We start from the raw sequence: 24,564 nt of genomic DNA, 5'->3' as shown, positions 1-24,564 counted from the left end.
GCACCTAGGTTGCAATCACAGCATTTATATCCAACGACTGAAGCTCCCGCTGCAACTCCAACTTAGCACCCTCATCGCCATGCACTATCCTAACTTGTTGCGGTTTATGTCGCATTCGCTGAATAAAATTAATAAGCCCTTTTTTATCAGCATGGGCTGAATAGCCGCTTAATGTAATCACTTCAGCTTTAATATCAATCCTTTTATCGTCTATATCAACATAACCACCCCTAGGGCCATATTTTTGAATTGCTTCACCTAAAGTACCGCGAGCTTGATACCCCACAAACACCACTTGATGCGCATTATGGCCAAGCAATGCCGATAAATAATTCATCACTCTGCCACCTTGGCACATACCACTGGCAGCAATCACAATTGCCGGTTGTTTGGTAGAGGCTAAATACTGGACAAGAGATAAATGCTGACTATGGCTATCAATAGTATGCAGTTGCTCAAAGCTTAATGGATGTCGGCCTTGACGTAAGCGCTGCTTAGCTTCTGCGTCCCAGCAATGCTGAAGTTGGCGATAGCTTTCAGTAAATTTTGCCGCTAAGGGCGAATCAACAATGACCTGCAACTGATCCCAGCGCAAATCTTTATGAATTTTTTGATCACGCAAACGGTGAATAATGGCCTCTAGCTCGTACAACAACTCTTGAGTACGGCCAATACTAAATGCCGGAAACAATACGGTACCGTTATCACGTAATGCATGTAATAACACTTTTTGTAACCGTTGCTGCCGCTCTTTTCTTCCTTCATGCAACCTGTCGCCATAAGTACTTTCAATAACAACTGTATCAGCACTAAAAGGTGACTTCGGTGCGGGTAACAAAGGCGCATGCGGCGCCCCTAAATCACCTGAAAAAACGGTTTTATACCATTTTTTCTTACCTATTTCTCCAATGGCAGCAGCCGTATCATCTGCAACCTTATGTCGCAATTCAACATAAGCCGACCCTAAAATATGCCCAGCAGGCTGAAACTTAACTTGCAGGCTAATAGCCCCAGAAGAACTACTCGCATTATCGCCAACAACATCTAGCGCTAACCACTGCTTAAACTTACAAGGCACTAACTGGCGATGGATCTTCGCTAAAAAGCTTTTAATCAGCGCGTTATCCCGCGTTACACCCACTTTAAGCGCATCTTCCAATACCAAAGGCAACAAAGTAGCCGAGGCTTCAGTGCAATAAATTGGCCCAGTAAAGCCCGCAGCCAACAAATAAGGTATTCGCCCAACATGGTCAATATGAACATGAGTCACAATTAAGGCTTTAATATGATCAATAGCAAAATTAATCTGTGGTGTTGCCGCTGAACCTGTTCCCGAAACTTCGGCACCTTGGAACAAGCCACAATCAATTAAAACCGCAAAGTCATCAGCTAAACGATATTCATGGCAAGAGCCCGTAACACCATCTACGGCACCGTGGTGGAGGAAGGTTGGAGTTTTATACGCAGTCGACATCCTGTCTCCTTTGCTTAGAGTAGCTAATCCCTCTATATCTCCCTTTACCAAAGGGAGATTATGCTTTTGCGTTCATTTAACCAAAATTGTAGCGCAAAAGATTAGACGGCAGAACTCAGATTATTTTTTATTTGTGCTAATACTTCTACTAATGATGCTTCTACCTGGCTGTTTGTAAAACGTAAAACGGTAAGTCCAAGTGACAGCATAACTTGATCTCTAATTGCATCATACTGTTTAGCTTCAATTGAATTATGAATTTCGCCATCAATCTCAATAACTAACTTAGCTTTAGCACAATAAAAATCTGCAATATAACCAGCTATAGGTTTTTGGCGATAAAACTGCATGCCCATTAGTTGCTTCTTTCTAATATGCGACCAAAGCAACTCTTCGGCGACAGTTTGATTACTTCGTAAGTCTCGAGAGAATTGCTTCAGAATTTTATCGTAAGGTAGCATAAATCAAATCCCTCAATCCTCCAACCTCCCTTTATGAAAGGGAGGCTAAAAACGCCCCTCTTTAGTTTTGCTTTTTCGCCCCTCTTTAGTAAAGAGGGGAAGGGGGAGATTATTTAACCCTATCCCCACTGCCCTTACCCGCTACCGTCATAAAAATATATTTAAAGTAATCAGCTATGGTTAGTTTAGCTAACATCTTGGCATCAGTTTCAGCTAGTAATACTGGCGTAGACATATCAATTTCGTTTACTTGGGCTAAACCGGTAATACCAGGCCGAGCTTTTAATACGCCGCGCTGTTCGCGTTCGGCTATTAATTCTTCTTGGTTAAACAAGCAAGGTCTTGGCCCAACTAAGCTCATATCACCTAGTAAAACATTCCATAACTGCGGTAATTCATCTAGTTTCGTTTTACGTAAAAAGCCGCCAAACTTAGTAATAGAGCTGGTACTTGCTAAATGACTGGCTACTGAAGCGGTATCTACTTTCATGGTGCGAAATTTTATTAGTGTGAAAGGCTTTTTATTACGACCTACTCTTTGTTGCATAAAGATCGGTGAGCCAGTATCAAATAAGCCAATAATAAACAAAATCACTAAAAATGGCAGGGCAAACACTAAACCAAAGAATGAAAACAAAAAATCCAGTAGACGTATCATTAATAATCCAATTTTAAAATTTAGTATAAATTTCGGTTTGAAGATAAAGGTTATTTCTTAGCGGCCAGTTTAAAACCATGTTCCACGGAGTATGGAGGCTGCCAACTTAACGTTTGTTTAGTGTGGCTAATGTCTAACTGCAATGAGCCAGTTAACCTATCCACAACATCTGACTTATTTAACAGCTTTCCCGCTAAATTAAAACACCATAAAGGCAAGGGCAAAGCAAAGTTACGTTTACCTTGAACTTTCGCCATTAACGCCACCATTTCAGCAGTTGAAATATCGTTATCATCAGACACTAAAAAAATCTGGTTAGCCGCCTTAGGATGATCAATACACAGTTTTATTAAATCAACTAAGTTATATACCGATACCAAACTACGCTTGTTATTTTTAATAGCACGAAAAGGTAAAGGTAGCCCTTTGCCGACTAAGCTAAGTAAAGCAGCAAAATTAGCTTTAACACCTTCACCATAAATTAGTGGCGGCCGAACAATAACAACTTCCATCCCTGTTTGCTTGCCAAGAGCTATTAACTGCTGCTCAGCTTCGGCTTTAGATATGCCATAGGCATCTTCTGGGCTTGCAGTATCAAATGCAGTAAATGCTTTTTTATCTGTGGTGGTTTCACCATTCACTTTAATGCTGCTTAAAAAGATAAATCGTTTAACCCCTGCTTGTGCGGCTTGTGTTGCTAAATTAATCGTAGCAACAGTATTTACTTCCCGAAAAGCAACTAGCGGATCAGTAGCAGTATCATTCATAATATGCACGCGTGCAGCGCAATGAATCACCACTTCTACATCATTCAATGCCGCAGTATAACTAGCATATCCATCCAGTTCAGCCTGAAAAACCGTTCCAAAAGAGCAAGGTTTACGCCCTAACAATTGAACTTTGTATTCAGTGTGTAATACATTTATTAGATGCTTCCCTACAAAGCCTGAATAACCGGTTACTAACACTTTCATGATTGTCCTTCATAAATCATCAAATGTTTTTTTACAATATCGTTTATATCAAAAGCCTGCTCGGCTAATAAGCGCCCTGCTGATGCCATAGCTAAACGTTTATTATCATTTATGAGTAATTCAATTATGGCTTCAGCTAATTTCCCTATATTTTTAACAGGGACCAGTAAACCAGTAACATCTGGTATAATTGCATCTCTACAGCCTGGAACGTCAGTTGTGATTACAGCACGACCACATGCTGCAGCTTCTACTAAACTTTTTGGCAAACCTTCACGGTAAGATGGCAGTACCATAATATGAGATTTAGAAATAACCTCATTTACATTTGCTACATAGCCCCAATGTTCTACAGCACCACTACTAACAAAATCAGCCAATTCTCTTTGAGTGATAGAGTTAGGGTTATCAAAATCAACATCACCCACTAAAACGAACCGCACATCTAGATCCTGCTTAACAATTTTGGCTGCTTCACAAAACTCAATTAAACCTTTATCTTTAAGTAATCTTGCTAAAAACATAACTGTTTTTTTTGTAGTAAGCTCTGGTGTAAATGATAAAAGTTTTAAATCAACACCCGATCCCCTGATAATAATACTTTGCGATTTATCGATAATATTATCTAAAAAAATAGACTCATCGCTTCTATTTTGAAATATCACTTTTGTATCAAAACCTAAAGCAAAACTATATAATTTCTTAATTAATATTTTTAGGGTTCTAGCTTTTATCGAGCCATCAATAAAAACATAACCTAGACCAGAGATCGATGCTACTCTCATTTTTACTTTCAAAAAACGAGTGACAAGGCCGCCATAAACAACACCTTTAATAGTAATCGCATGACTCACATCAGGTTTAACATGATTAACTATATTCCAAACCTGCTTTAGAACTTTTAATTCACTCAATAGGCTAGTTCCACTTCTAGAAAGTGAAATCGGATGTACATTAATTCCTAGTGATTCTAAGTAACTTTTTTTATTCGTTACTCCGCATGCTATATGCACTTCATAACCATTTTTAATAGCTGCTAAGGCAATTGGTAAACGATGTGATATGAAAAACCAATCAACATTAACTATATACAATAATTTCATTGTCTTCTTTTTTCCAGCCAAGCTTGAAACATTAAAATATTCCACAGCACGGCTGACCAGTTTCGTTTCTCAGAAAGATGCTCTTGCCATAATTTATGCACCTGAATAGGATCAAGGTAACCATCTGCTTTTAACTTTTCAAAATCAAGAAGCTGCTCAGCCCAAGTTTTTAACTCACATCTAAGCCACTGTGCCAAAGGCACCGAAAAACCTTTTTTCGGTCTATCTATCAAGTTTTGAGGTACATATTTGTATAAAATAGCGCGTAACGGGCTTTTAGCCGTATTATCTTTATACTTTATTGCAGTTGGTAGCTTTAATGCAAATTCAACCACACGATGATCTAATAGTGGGATCCGCCCTTCTAATGACACCCCCATAGCGGCTCGATCAACTTTACATAAAATATCATCAGGCAAGTAAGTAACTAAGTCTAGTGCTGGCATAACATCGTGTTGAGTTAGCATATTTAAAGCTTTATCAGTGAGCATCACAGCAGACACGCCATCATCGCCATTCAGCACTAAATTCGGCACATCTCGATAACTTGCCATCATAAAGCTTCGATAGAAAAGAATAAAACTAGCTGTATCTAATAGCGATAATGCTTTACTTAGTTTATCACCTAAAAGATTGTCTTTAATTGAGAGCTTACCCACCGTATTTAATACTGTAATTGGTAAAAACCGTTTAATATACTTTAGAGAAGAGCGTGAAAACTGTGACAGTCCAGATAATTTTTGCCACGCTGATAATGTCATCTGATAACGGCTATACCCCCAGAAAAGCTCATCACCACCATCACCAGACAAACACACCGTGACATGCTTTTTTGCCATAGCACACACTAAATACATGGGCAATTGGCTAGCATCGGCAAAAGGTTCACCATAAATATCAGCCATCAAACTTACTGTGTCTAATACCTGCTTATCAGATATATACAAACTGGTATGATCGGTTCCAATGTGGCTTGCAACCTCTTTTGCAAATATGGCTTCATCATACTTAGCGTCATTAAAACCTATTGAGTAAGTTTTAACTGGCCTGTCAGAAAGCTTTTGCATTAAGGCAACAACTAAAGAAGAATCAACACCACCAGATAAAAATGCCCCTAAAGGCACATCGGCTATCATTTGGTCTTTTAAGCTTTGCAATAATAAAGTTTCTAATTCTATCTCTGCTTCATCCGCGGTTAACTCAATCTTTTCACCTTGCTCTATAATATCGCTTACTGACCAATAGGTGTTAAAGTTAGAACCACTATTATCAAAACATACATACTGGCCCGGTTTGAGTTTTTTAACCTCGTTATAAATACTTAACGGTGAAACAATATAGCCTTGGCGCATAAGCTGTGAAAGCGCAGCGCTATCTATGCTTAAGTTATCCTTATCCAAAACGGCTTCAATACAGGTTAGCTCAGAGCCAAAAATAACGTCATTGGCTATTGAAGCATAATAGAGCGGTTTTTCACCCAAACGATCACGAACTAACGTCAGGCTCTTGTCATGGCTATCCCAAAGCGAAAAAGCAAACATACCAACGAGTTTTTCTAATGTTTTCTCTAAGCCAAAAGTTTCAATCGCAGCCAATAAGGTTTCAGTATCGGAATGCCCTTGCCAATTAACATCGGTACAGGCTTCTATCTCTTTTCTAATAGACAAATGATTATAAATTTCACCATTAAAGGAGATAACAAAACGTGTAGACGCCGAGTGCATGGGTTGGTGTCCAGCTTCTGAGAGGTCAACAATAGATAAGCGGCGATGAACAAAACCAACTGATTGCTGATCATTAACCCAAAAACCGTGATCATCTGGTCCTCTATGAATAATAGCGTTACCCATAGCCTGTAGGGCATCTAAATTTATTCTGTCACTTTTAGTTGTGGACCAAATTCCAGCAAAACCACACATAATTATTATTTTCCTAGTAACAAAGAATAAAGACTTAAATATTGTTGCCAGCTTGAGGCAATTGAATAATGACTTCTAGCCAAAACACCTAGCTCGTGGCCTGTGGCTATGTTTTGTTGTTTTTCTCTTTTGAGAAAGTCAACCATAGCGCGGCATAATTGCTCTGCACAACCAGGCTTAATGCTAGGCACTATGTCAGCCAAAATGCGATTAACATCGCCAACATTTGTGGCAATGCAATATTTATTCGCTAACATTGCCTCTACCAGCACATTAGGGAACCCTTCACTTAGAGAAGGTAAAATTAAACAATCAATATCCTTTAAGACGACAGATACATCAGCAACTTCACCTATAAACTGGCATTGTTGGCGAATGATAAAGTTATCAATATAAGGCTTTAATGCGCTAGATGTGGTGATATCACGCCCAGCAAAAATAAATTTTACTTGCTCAAATTCAGCTGCAGGTAATTGCTGCTGTAGTAGTAAAATTGCTTCAAATAAATACTTATGACCCTTTACTGGCGAGTATCGTCCAATAGTACCAAACAGGGTTGACTCTATAGCAGCGCTCGCTACTGACGGCGTAGCAACAATTAAATCTGACTTAGCCAATTCGGCTTGAGAACATGAAATGGCAGGCACTGGTGGATCAAAGCTTTCAGTTACAAAACCATTAGCAATAACAGTCGATTTAGCTAAATAATAACCAGCTTGGCCGTGTGATGCTAAACCAGCCTCTGAATTACTAATAACTTGCGGTTTGACCCAGCCACTTAGCCAAGCGGAAGCTTTAGAAATAAGCCCTGTAACCCCTTGGGGTATTTGGGTGCGCCGTAATGCCCAAACTAGTTTTACCGGTAACCGAGCAGCAGCAAGAGTAGTAAAGAAATTAGCATGATACATCCAGCTCTGAAAAACCGTGCTGTCAGAATGTAGTGCCTTTAATAGCTTACGCAGCGCAAATATACTAATTAAATTAAAAGGACTGTTAAGATTACAGCTATAAATTTTGATTTTTTTTGTTCAAGCCGCTGCCACAGTTGTGTTTGCTCATTTTTTAAGCTAATCACAATATGCTCGATATCTGGTGTTGCACGCAGTGATTGGCTTATCAATAATTCCAGCTGGTTCTCTGCTCCACCTTGGTATAAGGCGCTAAATATATGAACAATGCGCAAACTATTTTACACCTGCTTTAAACCGATTAATGAGATACTGCAGTAAAGTAGGATGACTCCAAAGCTGTGAATCTAAACTGGGCTGAATAATTTTAGCCTTATTAGTTAGCAAAGCACTGACAACGTTAGGGAGTAAGCTCATCGCTGCTTGTTGCTGCATCAGTGGATAGGTCGCAAAGTTATCTTTCTTTGTAATAGACGTATAGGCATACGCAAGCACGTCACCCGTATCAATGCCGGTATCTACCCTATGAATAGTCGAGCCAAAGTTTACCGCATCTTGATTAACCAAAGCCCAATAACCGCCATGTACGCCACGGTACTTAGGGTTAATGCCAGCATGAATATTAATAACTGGGCAAGTAAAAACAGCCAATAGTTCTGGACTTAATATTCTTGTACCACTAAGTACTACAATATCTGACGATAACGTACCTAAAAAAGCAATAGATTCAGGTGAGTTAACATTCGTTGTAGTCAATACAGGTTTAATACTGTCTATAGAATCAAAGCCATTTAAAATTTCTTGACGGCGTTTTTTGCTAGAAAAGTTTAAATATTTTTGCACCAGCATAAAACACACTTGGCCAAAAACCTTTATTAGGCCCTGTTTGTTAATTCTACGCAGCAACAATTGCTTTTTATCATCACGCCGCTCTTCAACCCAGTATACAGCATAACCGGCAGCAATCATTGTTTGAATTAACATTTGGGTAGACGCAGATGCTCTGCCTAATACCACTAAACGTTTCATTGCTTACCTATTAAAAACTGTGTTGCAGCTTGCTGCATAGTGACAGACTTAAAACCATAGCGCTTATTTAACATCTGATAATGCTGCAATAATACTTCAAGTTGTTGTAAGTTTTCGTCGGTATACCGACCAAAATTATGCGGATGCCACCACAAATGAAAAACGCCGCCTTTTTTAGCTGTTCGTGTCATCGACCACTTTAATCGGCGCAGTTTCATACCATCTAAAAAGCTTAGCTTAGGCGAATATGGCCTAAAGAATATACTGGCGGGTACATCCACCATGCCCGACACATTGTCTAACTGTACTTGTTGTCGTAACGAACCACTTAAAGGAAGGTAAGTATCAATCAATCTAAATAGGCGTTTAATCAAACTACGCTCATTACGGCTCTCTGGTTTATAAGCCCAATGGATGGGATTCCCTCTGTATGCAATTAACCCCTGCTGTTTACAAACCTTCAGATAATCAGAGTTAAATTGATTGCGTGGAAAAACCAAACTTTTTAAATTAATATTTTTACTCGCAACAATCTGCGTGCAGGCTTTTAAATCTGCGGCAAACTCTGTAACTGTCTGACCGTCTTCTAAACAGTAAAAGTGCGAATAAGTATGAGAGGCAAACTCTTGATTAGGTGTATTTGTAATAGCTGTCACTAAATTAGGCGCAAATAGTAGCTTTGGGTCAAGTGTAGATAAGTATTTAAGGTCAAGAAAAGGATTATATTTACTATCCTTATAACTAGGCATAAATAGTGGTTTGTTATTAATAAATTCACCAAAATCATTTGCACATATAGCACCAACACCAGCCCAAGTACAAGCGATATCATACTGATTAAACAGATTAAGTATTTTTGGAATGACATCATGCACATTTTTTAAAAAATCGAAATACTCCTCGCCACGTGAATCTCTAACTCCCCAAAAGAGTTCAAAGTCTAAAGATATAACAAATAAATATTTCATAGCTAATACCGTTTTCTTAGAGATAATACAGTAAATTTAACATTCCAATATTAAAATCATGAATTCATTGCTCTGATGCAACCTAACTTAACGTACAATACCGTTTCAATATGCAGCATTAATATAATTTAAGAATAAATAAATTCTATTTTATAACAGTCTAGAATTTAGTTTAACTATTTAATTTATTAGTGTACAAAGTTATATTCAGCCTTCCTACTTCATAAATCACTAGATCAAAATAAATCACTAGTTCAAACAACTCAGTCAGTAATTATCTGTACTAACTTTATCATGAAAACCACAATATGATGCACAATATAATTTAAAAACCGAACCATCAACAATTAATAAATAATGTAATCCAATTGAAAAATAAAAGATAAGAAAATAAAATATAAAAAGTAATAAAAAATAAAACTTTCTCGTCTTGAAAAAAACTATTAACCAAAAAGTATAAAATAATTGGAAAAATCATAAACCCGTAGCTAGACATTCTAGTAAAGAATGAAAACTGTATAAAAAAGGGATACATAAGTACTGAAAAAAATAAAATATAAAACATTTTTTGATAAACAACAAAAGAAATATCATTCTTCACTAATACACTTAATATTCTATTTCTGAATAAAACAGATAACAGAACTATAACAAAAGAAATAAAATAATAAATTCTACCTGTCACAAATTCCGCATCAGAATTAAAGTTAACAAGTATTTTTTGAGGCAAATCAAGATTTGATGCTACCATCCCAATAAAGAGCCATACAGACTTGAGATCTAAAAAAAAAGCAAAGAACAGAAAACGCTAATAAAAACACCAATAACAATTTATTCCTAATGAAATTAAAATTCTTAAATATAAAAATATAAAAAATTAAAATAATAGATGAATAGTGAGTTAAAAAAGAAAGCAAATAAAAAACAATTTCTTTTTTAATTTTTTTTTGAACAAGACCAAACATAAAAAAAGACATGGCCAACCCCTGCCTTATAGTATTACTAGCAAAATTAAAATAAAATGAAGTTGTCGTGAGAAGCAAAAACAGTATTAAAGGAAATCTCAAAATTCGCAAAACAAAAAAAGCCAATGAAAAATGAAATATAAAAGAAACTAATGATATAAAATCATTAGCACTTAAACCTATTTTCTTAGCTATAAAGATTGAAGCACCAAATAGCGGCTCAACACGAAGAATTGCAGCTTGAAAGTTTGATGGGAAACTATCAAACATTAAAACATAGTTTTTATAATCAGTACTTAAAATAACACCATCTCTAAGAGAGAAAACAGTAGAGAAAGATAAAACAACTAAAAAAAACAATAACTTTTTAAAATTGTTATTTCTAGTCAGATATTCAACCAAACAAAGTGCACCATTTGTAACAAAGAAAAGACTAACTGTTAAAAAGCCCATAAATCACCATTACTAACAAGTTAGAAATATAACTAACAATAACTCTCTCAGTAAAATAATTACCAAAATCTCTTTCAAAACTTCCTTTAATTTTTAATTAACTTAATTATTTTAATTGACTTAATAAAATTAAAAATTGATAAAACATGAAAAGTCATGATAAATGATTTTAAAAAAGGCCACGCGGAAAACCTAAAATTTTTACCGTCGACTAATAAGCAAGTTAAATTGGCTGTATTAATTTGCAAGCGGTAATTTGGATATTTTTCACTTAAAAATTTAAAGCATTTAATTAAAATCAATTTTGTTTTAATACCCGATGAAGAAACACCAATTTCAGTTCTATAAACGCCTAAAGGTTTATTTGTTGAGAATGCCGCATACCCATCATTAACTTGCTCAACATTGATAAAATAATCTAATAATTCGAAATTTGGAGTAGCAATGTTTCTTACTTTTGCTCTATACATTTTAGAGCTATTTCCGCCAATAGCCATGAACTGGATTATATCTTTTTTATAAAACTTTTTATTATATAATAAATGTTTATTTTCTAATGTATTTTTGAATTTATCGTTAGGCATTAATTGCCTCATCGGGTGCCAAACAAAATTACACTCGGGGTTATTATCTAAATAATCATTTTGATTTTGCAGTTTACCCGGTAGTGCATAGTCGTCACCATCCATATGTGCAATATACTGCCCAACCGCCATAGCATGAGTTAGAGTGTAATTCTCCCCTCCACCAATGTTCTTCGCCCTATATATCGGTTTGATAATGTCAGGATAAATTTTGGCGAACTCACTTATTATACTTTGAGTTCGGTCACTTGAGCAGTCATCACTAACTATAATCTCAAATCTAAAATTAGTTTTTTGATCAACTAAACTTTGCAAACATTCGGCAATATATTTTTCTTGATTGTAAGTAACAACACATACTGAAACTTTGATGTCTGAAGCCATTTTAAAAAACACTCTTAATTTTTAATATAAGTTTTTTACGAAAGCTATCGGCCGATATTACAGCGGTAATTAAAGCTAATGCGCTTACTGCAAAGATTTGTAAAATAGTTAATAACCTATCGCTAGCCTGAATAGGCCACAATGATAAAAAGCTTAATAACAAAATTACAGAGCCATAAATAATTAAACCATCTTGTATCAACCATTTACTGTGTAATCCAGGCTCTAATTTATAATGCACATAACCCACCCAAACAACCAAATACAAACCATTAATTAATGCCCAGACATAACCTGCACCAATAGCACCATAGTTTATGGCCGCAAATATAATTGCTGGAATTAGCAAAACAACCATAAAGGCATTACCAATTAAGTGATAACGTAAATTACCAATGGCATATTGTAGGTAATAAGGGAAAGCAGATATTGCTAAAAAACTATTGCCAATAACATATAAACGTAAAATTGGCCCAGATTCTTCAGCTAGCATTTGTTCACCTGTCCAAGAAAATATTAATTGTTCAGCATAAAAAGCAATAACAATCGCGGCTGAACCGGCAATAACACTCACTAGTTGAGTTGCAGTGCGGTACACTTTGATTAATTGCTCATGCTTACCTTCGGCATGTAACCTTGCCATTCTTGGCATTATAGCAATGCTAACTGGGCCACTTATGACCATAATCCCACTGGCAACTAGTACCGCTAACGTAAAATAACCATATTCTGTAAGTGGCAAAATACCGGATAATATTAATTTGTCGGTTTGAGTAACCAGCACCCATACTGAAGAGGTAAAAGCGATAGTTAATGCAAACTTTAATACTGGTTTAACCGGTTTAAAAGACCAGCCAATTGCATTCTCTAACATATTTTGCTTAGGTATTAAGCCTCTGGCGGCAATAAAAAGCCCTAAAAGCTCAATAACTGCTACAGCTAGTTGGTGTATAAAAAACACTTTAGCCGTAAAACCAAAATGCCACATTGATGCAAACACCGCAATAAAGCGGAATGTAGCAATAACCACATTAAAGCTACTAAGTAGTACTAACTTCTCACTACCGGTAATTACGCCGCGATATAAACCACACAACCAACGTAAAGCAACACTAATAGCCATAATTTGCACAGCTAATTTAACTTCTGCAAGTGATAGCAATTCTACCGTTAACCATTTAGCCGCTATTGAATCTGCCATATAAAGCAAAATACCGCCGCCAATAAGCGCGATACCGATAAAGATAAGCGTTAACGCTCTTAATAACTGGCGGTAGATTAATGCTGTCATACTACCGCCATGATAACGAGCTGTCTCTCTCGCAATCGTGGGCGTTAAGCCTAAATCTAACATAGCAAACCAAGCTTGCAGCATCGCAAAAAAGCCAACTAAACCATAGGCCTCTGCACCCATATACTTAATATACAAGGGTAGAATTAAAATCCCTACCCCAGTGACATAAAGTTGACTTATATAATTGGCTGTAATATTTCTTTTTAACAATTCTCTAGCCTTTACTTAAGCTAAAATTAAATTCCGCCATTTATATCAATACTAGCGCCATTTATATACTCAATATCCATTAGCATATTTACAGCTTTATAAATTTCGTTTGGTGTACCAAACCTTTTTGCCGGTATTGTTTCTTTTATAGTAGCCAATACTGCTTCAGGGACTGCTGCAATCATTCCGGCATCAAAATAACCTAAGTTAAGATTATTAATTGTAATACCTAACCCAGCATTTTCTTTAGTAAGTGATTTTACCATGCCCCATAAGCCTGATTTTGATGCCGCATAAGCAGATGTACCAGCAACACCGATCTGAGGCACTACCGAAGATAAGTTAATTATACGGCCAAACTTTTCAGCCCTCATGTAAGGCAGAAGATATTTTATAACGTTAAAAGTACCAATTAAATTGACATCAATTACATTTTTCCACTGTTCCAAATCAGCTTTATGACCAAAACAGTTGTAATTAATACCTACACAATTTATGACTGTAATCTGCTTTAACTTAGCAGAAATTTGCTCTACCCACTGTTTAACTTCTTCTTCATTAGATACATCTAACTTTGTGAAATTGTTGTTTATTGCAGTGTTATTGTATGTACCTTTAACGTCAAACCCATCATTAATAAACGAGTTAGCAAGATAACTGCCTATACCACCAGATGCACCTATTATCAAAATCATTGTTAAGCCTCGTTTATTATTGTTTTTTTAGTAACTGCTCTTCTAATTCAAATAATTTAGCGCTTCTCTTTTTTACCACCTTTGCAGGTATCCCAATTGCAATAGCACTATCAGGTATACTTTTGGTAACAAAGGCCATTGAGCCCACTGCGCTACCAGCACCAATGGTTACGCCAAAAAGGATAGTACTTCCTGTACCTATAACGGCATGTTTTTTAATATGGACATGTTTATTAGTACATTTTCGAAACTCGAGAGGTACACAAGGATTAGTTAAATATTCACCTCCATAATCATCACTTCCACCATAGATGGTGCATCTAGCAGCCAAACCTGAGAAATCCTCTAACGTTACGCCAGCTGGTGCCTCAATAAAACAATGCGCGGCAATATGTACCCTATTACCAATTTTAACAAAACCTTCTGCACAAGCCGATATAACACAGAAATCATCAATACGAACGTCATTACCTAACTCAATACGAGATGTATTATAAAAAGACGTTTTTTTACTGATTTTATTATTACGACCTACACTTTTAAAACCTAGTTGTGCAAGTTCCTCGTCATTATAAAAATTACTCATTAAGTCGCCCTATTTAAATTCTATTTATGTAACTCAGCTAATAATTTAATTTAGCCGTCATGTTGCTCTATAGCACTTATAATGTTTGAGCATAAAAAAGTCATAGATTCTGCGTCTAACCTTTCATCTACCGGTAAAAAAAGTGTGTTATTAAAAAACTCTGTATTCAAATCTTGGCTTACAAGCGCTGGCCAATATCTAGGTAAGTAGATCCCTTTCTGAACTAAGTCAGTGCAAATTTTGCTAACATTAAACGGTAAAAATAATGGATAACACAATGGAATATTATTTTTTAATGGTAAATTAAATCTATTAATTTCATTAAATTTATCATGTAATAATTGATAATTACTTTGACGTTTATCTTTAATAAATTCTAAATCATTACAGCTAAGCAAATATTCCGACACCTTAGACATTTTTTGCGGTATGTAATCTTCTAGCGCTTGCTCGGCTTGTAAAAAGTAACTATAACCTCTTTGCACTTCACCTGCTGCCCTTAACATCAAGTGAGCTAAATGCTTTTCACCGGCAAACTCAATTTCAGGAGCTGTTATAGAGTACGACGTGTATAAAGCACCACCATCCGGTATAGCCAAGAATTTTCGAAACGAATAAATACTAGTTGTGTTTGCGATATGAGGAGAAAACAAAGCTTGCGAGTTATCGACAATAAAAGATTTAGGCTCTTTAGCAACTAACGTTGTTATTTTGTCAGTTAGTAAACCAAAATAATTGACCAATAAAAAATATTCACCCTCTTTAATCGAGTCTATTACTTTAATAGGTAATAAATTAGTACCTATTTCATACCACTCAATATCAATTTTTAATGAGTTAATGGCAGGTAAAATACTGTCACAAAGATAATTGGGTAAATATATTTTTCTAGCGCCACTCGCTTTTAAAAAGGCATATAAAGCAGCACGAGCCGATTGAAATCTACAAGCAGCATCATGAATAGTATTATTAACAATAAACTTAAATTGGTTATAACCGCCAATAGCCATATATTAATCCAAGCTATACAGCTCTAAAAGAGCTAATACATCTTGCTTACTGTTCCACATTAATACATCAATCATCGATAAATGCGGCGTAAATTCAAAGTTACTCTGTTGATAGCTATAGGGTTCTGTCTGTATAAAAGATAATTTTATACCCTTAGTTTCAAAATGCTCTTTGTTGTATAAAGCTTTACCACCAGGGCTATTTATATAGTCATCTGACTTCATTAATTCAGCAATACTAAACAGCTTATCTGTCGCAGATTGCTCTCTATCAAACTCTAATTGACTAGAGAAATAGAATGCTTTTTCAAGACCTAAATACGCAAACACCTGTTTAATGCTTTGCGCACAAATATGCTCAACTTGCCTATTAGGATCACTAAGTACACTTTCTATTATAGGAAAAATAGCATTAAAATAAGGCGCTTTTCGATAGCTTTGCTCTATACTTTTAAGCACTTTGATTACATTAATATCAAAGCGTAATTCATTTATTTTTTTATTAGATGACATACCAGGAACGGGAATAGTAAAACGTTGCGCCTTACCATTCATCAAAATATTGTTTCTATTGATATAACCACCTTTAATAAAGGTAACGTCATCATAAAATACAAACTTATCTACCGCATAAACCATTTGGTAATAGCCTAAATACGGAAACAAATAAGGTTGCATTACAGCAAAACTCATTTTAGCTCCTCGTAAATGATATTAGCTAACATCTTAATATCACTTTCGGAAATATAATTATGTAAAGGCAAACAAAGTATACTTGTTGCTAACTTTTGGCTGTTGTTACAGCCAAAACTCTTTTGCTCACTATAAGCAACATCTAACGATGGGGTAAAATAACGACGGCTTTGTATTTCATTCACATTTAGTGCGTTAATCACCTTTAGTAGTTTGGCATTATCGCGAATACATACTGGCATATATGCACCGTTATAACTTGCTAATGGATGCCAAACGGGTAATTCCACTATGTTCTCTAATGCAGCCCTATATTGTTGAAATAAATTAGCTCTATTTTCAATAATACTCTCAATTTCATCCAATAACGTCAAACCAACTGCACATTGATATTCATTAAGCTTGGCATTAATCCCAGGCTCACCTAGGCTACCATCCATTTGAATACCAAAGTTAATAAGCTGTTTTGCTTTTTCAAAATCCGCTTTATGCTTAAAAACAATAGCACCACCTTCTACGGTATGAAATACTTTTGTAGCATGAAAGCTTAATGTACTGGCATCACCAAAGCTTAAAACAGACTTATCACCCACCTTTACGCCAAAAGCGTGCGCTGCATCATAAATAATCTTTTTATTATAACGCTCAGCTACGTTTTGTATTGCTGCTACATCGCATGGATTACCATAAACATGTGTCGCAACTATTGCATCATAACTATTGTCTAATTGAAGCGCTTGGTCTACGTGTTTTGGACACAAGTTATAACTGTCGTTATCAATATCGCAAAATGCAGTATTAATCCCCTGCCAAAGTAGTGCACTTGTAGTAGCAACAAAAGTAAAAGGGGTTGTTAATGCACTTTGCACATTTAAGACTTTACAAGCCACCTGTATAGCTAAGGTGCCATTAGAAACTAAAAGAAGGTTTTCAACTCCCAAAAAGCGCTCTAATCGTTCAGTTAATTGCTGATGCAATGGACCAAAATTGGTATACCAACCACTGTCATGCACTTGCTCAAGGTATTGAATCAATTTAGCTAAATTAGGCGCTACCGGTTTATTTAATGCAATTGTCATTTAATCGTCCAGCATGCTAATTAAATATTGGCCGTATGCATTTTTCAGCATAGGCTGAGCTAGCGCGATAACTTGCTGCTTAGTTAACCAATCATTGTGATAAGCAATTTCTTCAAGACAAGCAACTTTATAGCCTTGTCTTTTTTCAATAGTTTCAACAAATTGTGCTGCTTCTAAGAGGCTTTCATGGGTGCCAGTGTCAAGCCAAGCGAACCCTCGGCCAAGTATTTCTACATTTAGTTTATCTTGTTGTAAATAAGCATTATTAAGGCTAGTAATTTCTAATTCGCCTCTCGCTGAAGGTTTAACCTGTTTAGCGACTTCCACAACTGAATTGTCATAAAAATATAACCCTGTTACTGCATAATGTGATTTAGGCTTTGTTGGTTTTTCTTCAATTGACTTTGCTTTCATTTGCTCGTCAAATTCAACGACACCAAACCGCTCAGGATCTTTAACTTGGTAGCCAAAAACAGTTGCACCATTACCTTGTTTAGCATTAGTAACTGCATGTTTCAATTTTGGGCTAAAACCTTGGCCATAAAAAATATTGTCGCCTAGCACCAAACAAACATTATCTTTACCAATAAATTCTTCACCAATAATAAAAGCTTGGGCCAAACCATCTGGACTCGGTTGTTCTGCATAGCTTAAATTAATACCAAAATCACTGCCATCGCCTAATAAACGTTGATAGCCACTTAAGTCATCTGGTGTACTAATAAGCAAAATGTCACGTATACCGGCTAACATCAAAACAGACAACGGATAATAAATCATCGGTTTATCATAAATTGGCAAAAGCTGTTTTGATACTCCACGGGTAATGGGATATAACCGCGTGCCAGAGCCGCCAGCTAAAACAATCCCTTTGGTATTACTGCTCATGGTGTCACTCCTAAACGCTGTTGTTGATAACCGCCACTTTGCACTCTTTGACACCAATCTTTATTAACTAAATACCATTGCACTGTTTTACGTAAACCTGTTTCAAAGCTTTCAACTGGTACCCAGCCTAATTCGCGTTCAATTTTACTGGCGTCTATAGCATAACGGCGATCATGTCCTGGGCGATCTTTTACAAAAGTTATTAAACTTTTGTAGTGTTGAATGTTTAATTTTGAGTTTTTAATGGGTGCCATCTCGTCGAGAATTTTGCAGATGGTTTCAACGACTTCTAGATTAGTTTTTTCGTTGTGGCCTCCAATGTTATAGGTTTCCCCTATTTGACCTTCGGTTACCACTTTATATAATGCCCTTGCATGGTCTTCTACATATAGCCAGTCACGTATTTGATCACCTTTACCATAAATTGGTAAAGGTTTGCCTTCTAATGCATTTAAAATAACTAATGGAATTAATTTTTCAGGAAAATGATAAGGACCATAATTATTTGAACAATTAGTGATAAGCGTAGGGAAGCCATAAGTGCGCATCCAAGCCCGCACTAAATGATCACTTGCTGCTTTACTGGCAGAATAAGGCGAACTTGGTTCATAGGCAGTCGTTTCAGTAAACAATGGCAGATTGTTAGTGTTTAGTTTTGAGTTTTGAGTGTTAACTTTTTGTTCTTTTAACTCATCATTAAGCACTAAACACTCATCACCTGCGTCCGCAGGGTGAGGTAAATCACCGTACACTTCATCAGTACTAATATGATGAAATTTAAAATCCGACTTTTTTTCGTCAGATAGTTGTTGCCAATATTTTCTAGCGACTTCCAATAAAGTGTAAGTACCCACTATATTGGTATGTATAAATTCTGCTGGGCCATCTATAGATCTATCAACATGGCTTTCAGCTGCTAAATGCATCACTGCATCAGGTTGATGCTGAGCAAACACCCCCGTTAATGCTGTGCTGTCACAGATATCAACTTTTGCAAAAGCATAGCGATTAGAAGACTCTACTTCAATTAAGTTATCCAAATTACCTGCATAGGTAAGTTTATCTACATTGATAACACTATCTGTTGTGTTTTCAATAATATGACGAATTACCGCTGAGCCAATAAAGCCTGCGCCACCGGTGACAAGTATCTTCATTTAAACTACCTAATATCTTAAATATATAATTACAACCGGATATCAACCGCTTGTTTTGGCAATACATATTTTAAATCATAAATAATATGCTGCGCTTTACCTAGGGCTTTAATTTTTTCAGCGCCCATTTCTCTAAATTCGTTATGGCCTACCGCTAGCACTATGGCATCGTAATGGTTTTGCTTATGCTCTGTGGTTAATGCTAACCCATACTCATGCTCAGACTCTTCACTTGAGCACCACGGGTCTAGAATATCCACTTCAATGTTATAGTCTTTTAGCTCTGTAACAATATCGACTACCTTGGTATTGCGGATATCAGGACAGTTTTCTTTAAATGTTAAGCCCATTATTAACACTTTAGCGCCATCGACATGAATGCGTTTTTTCAGCATCTGTTTTATCAACTCTGACACCACATGTTTAGCCATGCCGTCGTTTAAACGCCGACCAGATAATATAATCTCTGGGTGATAACCAATAGATTGCGCTTTATGGGTTAAGTAATACGGGTCGACACCAATACAGTGGCCCCCCACTAAGCCTGGGCGGAACGGTAAAAAGTTCCATTTAGTGCCTGCCGCTTCTAATACCTCAAGTGTATCAATACCAAGCTTATTAAATATAATGGATAACTCGTTAATTAAAGCGATATTGACATCACGTTGGGTGTTTTCGATTACTTTAGCTGCCTCAGCCACTTTTATTGATGAAGTTTTATGGGTGCCAGCGGTAATAATAGATTTATACAGTTGGTCTACCATTTCGGCTATTTCAGGGGTAGATCCAGAGGTGACTTTTAGAATGTTAGTCACTCGGTGCTGTTTATCACCTGGGTTAATCCGCTCAGGCGAGTAACCGGCAAAAAAGTCTTGGTTAAACACTAAACCGGATACACGTTCAACTACCGGAATACAGACTTCTTCTGTTGCGCCAGGGTATACCGTAGACTCATATATAATAATATCGCCTTTCTCTATTACCTTGCCTAGCATATCGCTGGCTTTAACTAAAGGCGTTAAATCTGGTTGTTTATGCTCATCTATTGGTGTTGGCACCGTAACAATATAAATATTACAGTCTTTAAGCGCATCGATATTGTATGAATAAGATAAATGTTCAGATTGTCTCATCTCTTCATCACTAACTTCAAGGGTAAAATCATGCCCTGCTTGCAATTGGGCAACGCGGCCTTGATTAATATCAAAACCCAAGGTTGGATATTTTTTACCGAATTCTACCGCTAATGGCAGACCAACGTAACCCAAGCCAATTATTGCAATTTTTATTGTTTTATTTTTTAACATGATGTCACTCAGTCTATAAATTAAGATTTTCTATTCGCTGAAAAATGTCGAAGTAATAACACGAAAGTCGCTAATAACCCGCCTAACATAGTGGCTATTATGACGATCAATGCTCTGGCTGGTTTAGATTTCTTCTCGGCGGCGACGGCTGGATCAACCGTTTTTAATACATATTCTGCGCGAACATTTGCCAGCATTACGGTTTTCGTTTGCTCTTCTATTAGTGAAAACAGCATAGTGCGGATATCTGCGACATTGGTATTTTCTAACTGGCTGGTTAAGTAGGTAATGCTATTTTGCGCTTCGTTAAGTTCACGCTCGCGCATTTCGTTATTGATGGCTTGCACTAACCAGGTTACCCATTCTTTAGCGATAAAAGGTGATAAATGCTCTACCGATAATTTAACCATACCGGTTTCTTTATCTTGCGATACATTAAGCAACTTCATAAACGCTTCATGGGTTTCTAGCAAACTTGGCTTTGGCAAAAATGGTGCTTTTACCTCACGTACCCATTGCTGTTTTTCACTGTTATAAATATCGTTATCAATTACTAAGCTGTTAGTACCTCTATTCCAGCCCTTAGCTGCCATTATTGGCACAAATAAATCATGCTGTTGAATAAAACGGCCTATAAATTCGCGTGATTTTAAAATCTCAAGCGCTAGGCTCGTTTTATCCCCACCGCCACCACCTAAATTCACTCCCGCTAATGCCGCTAAGCCACCTAATTGACCAGGGATCTTCATTCCTGAGTCTTCTGTTACTGGCGCTAATAACGCTTCGCTTTTATAAATGTTGGGCAAGCTTAAAGCATAAAACACTGCGGCTACTGCAAACACAGCAGTCACCGCAATAATTAGCCATTTACCTTGCCATATAACGCTAAACAATTCCCTTAAATCAATTTCATCATCTGCCACTATAGATGGCTGCACTTGTTGCTGTTGTTGACTCATGTTATTCCTTTTTCAAATCGCAACTTAATTAAATCAAAATTTAAAACGAATTAAGCGCTGCTAATGCTACTGCTGATTGATAGAATATTTGTGTAACTATTGCCCATGTACTTAGGCTATCTTTATATTCAGAATCCAATGGCATTACTATCGTATCGCCTGGGGTTAACTGGTTGCGATTAACTGCAAACCAACTACTGCTACTGGGAAGCATTACGGAACCATCAGCTCGGATAACATACACCCGGTCCTCGTCTGCTCGTTTACGGCTCCCGCCAGCTAAACGTAAATAGTCTTCTACTGATTTAGTACGGTCAAAGCGATGAGAACCACTATGCTGCACTTCGCCAATAATTGAGATTGAGTTGTTAGATCGTGGGATAAATAGTTTATCTTTATCTTCTAACGCAATATCAAAACTATTATTGCCGGCAATAATGCTTGCCACATCGACCACTAAACGCCCTACGGGTTCTAATTCTGCAACTTGGTTTACTAAGGTAAGTGCGTCAGGTGTAGCACTGCCACCTTGAGTAGATAACGCCTTCGTAGCGATGTCAGCTTTTAATTGCTCTAATAAGAGCAGTGTTTGCTCTTTTTCGCGTTGCTTAATGCCTTCGCGAGTAAAGATAGCACCAAACAAGAATGCTTCATCGGTAAAACCACCGGCGCGTTTAATTAGCTGTGCTAAAGTTTCACCTTTTAACACTTGATAGGTGCCTGGGAAACGTACTTCACCTTCAATGGCCACTAACCGCGTTTCTGACCAAGCGGGTGTTTCAAATACGTTTAAGCGATCGCGGCTTTGTAAGGTGATGTTGTCTGCGCTGCCTACAAGTACTCCATCTAAAGCAACATTGAGGTTTTGCTGTAATATCTTATTGCTATTGCTAGCTTGGCCAAGGTAGCGGCTAAGCTCAGCGCGAGGTAAATAAGCCGAGACATTTAAGCCGCTGGCCGCTTGAATTAACCCCTTAATACTAGCATTACGCGCTAATGGGTATTCACCTGGCACTTTAACGTCACCAGAAATAGACACTATGGCTAAATCTTGTTGCGTGCTACTTTGTTGCTGTAATTTTTTTAAGATGGGAAAGACGAGTTCACGGCGACTTAAATGCTTAGATAACTCTATATAGCTACTGTCGCTATACAGTTGGCTAAGCATATTGTTTAACTTATTTTCTAATAAGGCATAGGTATTTTTTTCAGCCTCTAACACGGCATCAAATTCAGTATAACGCGATGCTTCTATGGCGGTATTTTCTTGTTGTAGACGTTTAAAAACGGTGGCAGCAACGTCACCCGATAATAAAGCGTTTTCATTTAGTAAAGTTAGCTCTGATTCTATTTGTTTGCGCAAATAGTCATTTAATGCAGCTCGTTTATAGGTTTCATTGCCGTAATGAAATAACACTACAACATCACGTGCTTCAAGTGTCAGCGGTTGCTTTACCATGCCATTGGCATCTGCAATAGCCGTTGCCACATTAAATTGAATAACCTCAATATCACCTTGGTTATTAATTTGACGTAACACAATGGCGTAATCTAAATCAGTAGTGAGTAATAAATCGGTCCAGATATTATCAACAACATCGTGAAATTGTAGCCCTTGTTGCCAAGCATAAAAGCCTGGGCGTTCAACCGCACCGGCAATAACCACTTGATGCTGTAACCGTGCAGCCACTGCCGGTACATAAACACTATCACCCGCTTGTAATGACTGATTTAAATTCGATTTTTTGCTTAAATCAAGATTAATTAAAACCGATTGCCCTTGTTGCACGCGGTTAATTCTCGTTTTACTAACAAAGGCACTGGGTTTAGTGCCCCCAGCCATATTTAGCGCTGACTGCACCGTATCGTTAGCAACCAATTCATAAATGGCCGGTCGTTGCACTTCACCGTCAACCGTAACTAAGGCCATAGCTGGGCGAATAAACACCACATCACCATGTTGCAAATTAACGTCTTTGCTGTTTTCACCTTTTAGCAATAAGTCGTACAAGTCGAACTCAGCAACGCGTTTGCCACTGCGGTTAACAACTATATGCCTTAAGCTACCAATATCTGACACGCCACCGGCGACAAATAAGGCTTGAGTAACGGTTGTTAAAGCCGATACCGCGTACATGCCAGGGTTTTTCGCTTCACCGGCGATCATAATATTGATAGTACGCAACTGGCCCATCGACACCGCTGCATTAACACCGATACTGGCTTGTTGAATGCGATTGTTAATGAGCTCGCGTGCGGCTGCAAATTTCAAACCGGCAACAGATACAGGCCCTACTCCAGGCAAATTGATGTTGCCGTCACGGTCGACTTTTAATTCATGATTTTCAGTTTGCTTACCGTATAACTGAACGAATAAAGTATCGTCTGGGCCAAGCAAATAACTATCTGGCACGGGAGCATTAGACACAGGTGCAAAGGTGCTAATTTCGGCATCAAACATTGCCATACCAAACCGCTTTAGCTTTTGTTCTTCTTCTTTTTCGTCAGCTTTAAGCTTTTTTTCTTCAGCAAGCTTAGCTTGCTTGGTCTGGTCAAAGGGTTGGAGTTTTTCGACCTCAGCTTGCTGCACATTACTAGTACTGCCATTCAATTGGTTAATGTCGATACCATATTGTTTAGCTAACCGTTCTTGTTCAGCCCTGGGCAACTGTTTAAACTGCTCTAACATAGCAGGCGATACCGTTTGCGCTAACGCCTCGGTTGTAAACAAAGATGCCCACAAGCTAATGGTGACAACAAACAAAGTTTGAATTGCAATCTTAAGCACCTGGAAACTCCATTATTT

General features: G+C 37.2%; 22 protein-coding genes. All 22 read right to left on the bottom strand.

Annotated elements, in window-relative coordinates; translation table 11 throughout:
• Nucleotides 1–4: 4 nt before the first annotated feature.
• Nucleotides 5–1,474: an MBL fold metallo-hydrolase RNA specificity domain-containing protein gene (locus BI198_RS06305; protein ID WP_070048794.1), complete on the bottom strand. Its 1,470-nt coding sequence runs from the start codon at nucleotides 1,472–1,474 to the stop codon at nucleotides 5–7.
• A gap of 101 nt (nucleotides 1,475–1,575) precedes the next feature.
• Nucleotides 1,576–1,935 (bottom strand): endonuclease domain-containing protein, encoded by a 360-nt coding sequence (locus BI198_RS06300; RefSeq protein WP_070048793.1) that lies wholly within the window; start codon nucleotides 1,933–1,935, stop codon nucleotides 1,576–1,578.
• A 109-nt stretch (nucleotides 1,936–2,044) separates the two neighbouring features.
• A complete protein-coding gene (locus BI198_RS06295) occupies nucleotides 2,045–2,593 on the bottom strand; it encodes a sugar transferase (protein ID WP_070048792.1) in 549 nt (182 codons plus the stop codon).
• 50 nt (nucleotides 2,594–2,643) lie between these two features.
• Nucleotides 2,644–3,567 (bottom strand): UDP-glucose 4-epimerase family protein, encoded by a 924-nt coding sequence (locus tag BI198_RS06290; protein WP_070048791.1) that lies wholly within the window; start codon nucleotides 3,565–3,567, stop codon nucleotides 2,644–2,646.
• Nucleotides 3,564–4,670, bottom strand: a complete 1,107-nt coding sequence (locus BI198_RS06285; RefSeq protein ID WP_070048790.1) for a glycosyltransferase family 4 protein — start codon at nucleotides 4,668–4,670, stop codon at nucleotides 3,564–3,566. Before BI198_RS06285 ends, BI198_RS06290 begins: the two co-directional genes overlap by 4 nt.
• Entirely contained in the window at nucleotides 4,667–6,589 is a 1,923-nt protein-coding gene (asnB, locus tag BI198_RS06280) for an asparagine synthase (glutamine-hydrolyzing) (RefSeq protein WP_070048789.1), read from the bottom strand. Before asnB ends, BI198_RS06285 begins: the two co-directional genes overlap by 4 nt.
• Nucleotides 6,590–6,594: 5 nt before the next feature.
• The gene (locus BI198_RS06275; RefSeq protein WP_070048788.1) at nucleotides 6,595–7,497 is read right to left on the bottom strand and encodes a glycosyltransferase; all 903 of its coding nucleotides are present in this window, start codon (nucleotides 7,495–7,497) and stop codon (nucleotides 6,595–6,597) included.
• A 276-nt stretch (nucleotides 7,498–7,773) separates the two neighbouring features.
• Nucleotides 7,774–8,526, bottom strand: a complete 753-nt coding sequence (locus BI198_RS06265) for a formyl transferase (RefSeq protein ID WP_070048786.1) — start codon at nucleotides 8,524–8,526, stop codon at nucleotides 7,774–7,776.
• Entirely contained in the window at nucleotides 8,523–9,494 is a 972-nt protein-coding gene (locus BI198_RS06260) for a polysaccharide deacetylase family protein (RefSeq protein WP_070048785.1), read from the bottom strand. The genes BI198_RS06265 and BI198_RS06260 overlap by 4 nt, the downstream gene beginning before the upstream one ends.
• Before the next feature lie 731 nt (nucleotides 9,495–10,225).
• Nucleotides 10,226–10,912: an EpsG family protein gene (locus BI198_RS06250; protein ID WP_070048783.1), complete on the bottom strand. Its 687-nt coding sequence runs from the start codon at nucleotides 10,910–10,912 to the stop codon at nucleotides 10,226–10,228.
• Between the two features lie 86 nt (nucleotides 10,913–10,998).
• Nucleotides 10,999–11,880 (bottom strand): glycosyltransferase family 2 protein, encoded by an 882-nt coding sequence (locus tag BI198_RS06245; protein WP_070050700.1) that lies wholly within the window; start codon nucleotides 11,878–11,880, stop codon nucleotides 10,999–11,001.
• A gap of 1 nt (nucleotide 11,881) precedes the next feature.
• The gene (locus BI198_RS06240; RefSeq protein ID WP_070048782.1) at nucleotides 11,882–13,384 is read right to left on the bottom strand and encodes an oligosaccharide flippase family protein; all 1,503 of its coding nucleotides are present in this window, start codon (nucleotides 13,382–13,384) and stop codon (nucleotides 11,882–11,884) included.
• Nucleotides 13,385–13,410: 26 nt separating this feature from the next.
• Nucleotides 13,411–14,079 carry an SDR family NAD(P)-dependent oxidoreductase gene (locus BI198_RS06235; RefSeq protein WP_070048781.1) on the bottom strand — a complete coding sequence of 223 codons (669 nt, stop codon included), beginning with the start codon at nucleotides 14,077–14,079 and terminating at the stop codon, nucleotides 13,411–13,413.
• Between the two features lie 16 nt (nucleotides 14,080–14,095).
• Nucleotides 14,096–14,665, bottom strand: a complete 570-nt coding sequence (locus BI198_RS06230; protein WP_070048780.1) for an acyltransferase — start codon at nucleotides 14,663–14,665, stop codon at nucleotides 14,096–14,098.
• 50 nt (nucleotides 14,666–14,715) lie between these two features.
• Entirely contained in the window at nucleotides 14,716–15,675 is a 960-nt protein-coding gene (locus tag BI198_RS06225; protein WP_070048779.1) for a hypothetical protein, read from the bottom strand.
• A gap of 3 nt (nucleotides 15,676–15,678) precedes the next feature.
• Complete coding sequence (locus BI198_RS06220; RefSeq protein WP_070048778.1) at nucleotides 15,679–16,368, bottom strand: WbqC family protein; 690 nt, start codon at nucleotides 16,366–16,368, stop codon at nucleotides 15,679–15,681.
• Nucleotides 16,365–17,447 (bottom strand): DegT/DnrJ/EryC1/StrS aminotransferase family protein, encoded by a 1,083-nt coding sequence (locus tag BI198_RS06215; protein ID WP_070048777.1) that lies wholly within the window; start codon nucleotides 17,445–17,447, stop codon nucleotides 16,365–16,367. Before BI198_RS06215 ends, BI198_RS06220 begins: the two co-directional genes overlap by 4 nt.
• Entirely contained in the window at nucleotides 17,448–18,335 is an 888-nt protein-coding gene (gene rfbA, locus BI198_RS06210) for a glucose-1-phosphate thymidylyltransferase RfbA (RefSeq protein WP_070048776.1), read from the bottom strand.
• Nucleotides 18,332–19,492, bottom strand: a complete 1,161-nt coding sequence (locus BI198_RS06205; protein ID WP_070048775.1) for a dTDP-glucose 4,6-dehydratase — start codon at nucleotides 19,490–19,492, stop codon at nucleotides 18,332–18,334. The genes rfbA and BI198_RS06205 overlap by 4 nt, the downstream gene beginning before the upstream one ends.
• A 29-nt stretch (nucleotides 19,493–19,521) precedes the next feature.
• Entirely contained in the window at nucleotides 19,522–20,799 is a 1,278-nt protein-coding gene (tviB, locus tag BI198_RS06200; RefSeq protein WP_070048774.1) for a Vi polysaccharide biosynthesis UDP-N-acetylglucosamine C-6 dehydrogenase TviB, read from the bottom strand.
• Between the two features lie 20 nt (nucleotides 20,800–20,819).
• Entirely contained in the window at nucleotides 20,820–21,758 is a 939-nt protein-coding gene (locus tag BI198_RS06195; protein WP_070048773.1) for a Wzz/FepE/Etk N-terminal domain-containing protein, read from the bottom strand.
• Between the two features lie 40 nt (nucleotides 21,759–21,798).
• Nucleotides 21,799–24,546: an SLBB domain-containing protein gene (locus BI198_RS06190; protein WP_235605262.1), complete on the bottom strand. Its 2,748-nt coding sequence runs from the start codon at nucleotides 24,544–24,546 to the stop codon at nucleotides 21,799–21,801.
• Nucleotides 24,547–24,564: the final 18 nt, after the last annotated feature.

This window comes from Rheinheimera salexigens (assembly GCF_001752395.1).
GTDB lineage: Bacteria > Pseudomonadota > Gammaproteobacteria > Enterobacterales > Alteromonadaceae > Alishewanella > Alishewanella salexigens.
This window is presented reverse-complemented; position numbering and strand designations above follow the sequence as displayed.